We start from the raw sequence: 1,960 nt of genomic DNA, 5'->3' as shown, positions 1-1,960 counted from the left end.
GGGAGGGAGGGGTTCAGCCCTTGATCGCGCCGATCATGATTCCCTTGGTGAAGTAGCGCGCGACGAAGGGATAGATGAGCAGGACGGGCACGCTCGCGATGACGATCAGCGAATATTTGAGGAGGTCGGCGAGTTGCTGGCGTTCCATCGCCAGGGCGGGGTCTGTGGCGAAGTTGCCGTTGGTGTTGAGGATGAGGATGTTCCGCAGCACCAGCTGGATGGGATAGAGGTCTTCGTCCCTGAGGTAGAGGAGGGCGTCGAAGTAGGAGTTCCACTGGGCGATGGCGTACATCAGCGCCACCACCGCGATCATGGGCTTGGCCAGTGGCAGGGCGACCTTCCACAGGAAGCGGAGGTCCCCGCAGCCGTCGATCTGGGCGGCCTCGTACAACTCGTCGGGGATCATCGTCCGGAAGTAGGTGGCGGCGATGACGACCTGCCAGACCCCGATGGCCTGCGGGATGACCATGGCCCACATGCTGTTGAGCATGCCGAGGTCCTGCACCACCATGTAGGTCGGGATCAGGCCGCCGGAGAACAGCATGGTGAAGACCACGATGGTCATCACCAGGCTCCGCCCGAAGAGGCCCTTGCGCGACAGGGGGAAGGCGAGGGCGATGGTGAGCGTGACGCTGATCAGCGTGCCGACGGTGGTGTAGAGGAGCGAGTTGCGGAATCCGGTGACGATCTGCGGGTCGCTGAGGGCGACCTCGTAGCCGCGCAGCGAGAAGTCCACCGGCCAGAACAGCACCTGGCCGGAGGAGACGGCCAGCGGGTCGCTGAAGGAGTTGGCGAGGATGTTCAGCAGCGGCAGCAGCACGATGGCCAGGAAGGTCAGAAGCAGCAGATAGATGCAGAACAGGAACATCCGGTCGACCCGGGACTCCTGAATCCGCTTGCTCTTCCGCGCCCGCCGCGGGAGTCGGCGCGGGGAGCCGGAACCACGCCGCTGTCCGGGCACCTTGGGAGGGCGGGGACTCTCCGGTTCGGCTATCGCTGTGAGTGGCGGCTGGCTCATGACCACACCCCGCTTCCGGTGATCCGCTTGGCGATGAAGTTCACAAAGAGCAGCAGGCAGAGGTTGACCACGGAGTTCAGAAGCCCGATGGCGGTCGCCTGGCTGAAGTCGGCGTTGATCAGGCCCACCTTGTAGACATAGGTGGGGATGATCTCCGAAGCGCTCAGATTCAGCGTGTTCTGCAGCAAGAACGCCTTCTCGAACCCGATCGCCATGATGTTGCCCACGGACAGGACCAGAATGATCACCGCGGTCGGCATGATGCTCGGCAGGTCCACATGCCAGATCTTCTGCAGCCTGGAGGCGCCATCGACCCGCGCCGCCTCGTACAACGACTGGTCGACACCGGCCAGGGCGGCCAGATAGATCACGGCCGAGTAGCCCGCCGTCTGCCAGATGTCCGACCAGACGTAGATGTGCCGGAAGTAGTCCGGATCCGCCAGCAGATTCGGCTGCTCCACACCGAACAGGCCGAAGACGTCCCCGGCCAGCCCGGTACTGGGCGAAAGGATCATGATGATCATCGAGACGACGACGACCGTGGAGATGAAGTACGGCGCATACGTCACCAGCTGCACCGTGCGCTGGAAGAGGCCCTTCCGGATCTCGTTCAGCGCCAGCGCCAGGATGATCGGGATCGGGAAGCCCGCGATCACGGCGTAGAACGACAGCATGAACGTGTTCTGCACCAGATCCCAGAACACCGGGTTGTCAAACAGCGCCTCAAAGTGCGCCAGTCCCACCCACTCGCTGCCCCAGACGCCCTGCACGACGTTGTAGTTCTTGAACGCGATCACCGCGTTCGCCATCGGGATGTACTTGAAGATCACGATGTGCGTCAGCGGCACCGCCATCAGCAGATACAACGTCCAATGACGCGCGAAGCTCCGCCGCGCCCTCCGGCGCATGGTCTCCTTCGACACGGCACCCCGTTTGCGGCGC

2 protein-coding genes are annotated in these 1,960 nt (G+C 63.4%); both read right to left on the bottom strand.

The genetic code is table 11. From position 1 onward, the window contains the following. Positions 1-13: 13 nt before the first annotated feature. A complete protein-coding gene (locus ACTWQH_RS32655) occupies positions 14-868 on the bottom strand; it encodes a carbohydrate ABC transporter permease (protein WP_443290437.1) in 855 nt (284 codons plus the stop codon). Positions 869-1,014: 146 nt separating this feature from the next. After that, positions 1,015-1,960 (bottom strand): ABC transporter permease (locus ACTWQH_RS32650; protein ID WP_443290436.1); only part of this gene is annotated, 946 nt, incomplete at its 5' end.

The organism is Streptomyces sp. 6N223 (assembly GCF_052246635.1).
In the GTDB taxonomy this organism is placed as follows: Bacteria; Actinomycetota; Actinomycetes; order Streptomycetales; family Streptomycetaceae; genus Streptomyces.
This window is presented reverse-complemented; position numbering and strand designations above follow the sequence as displayed.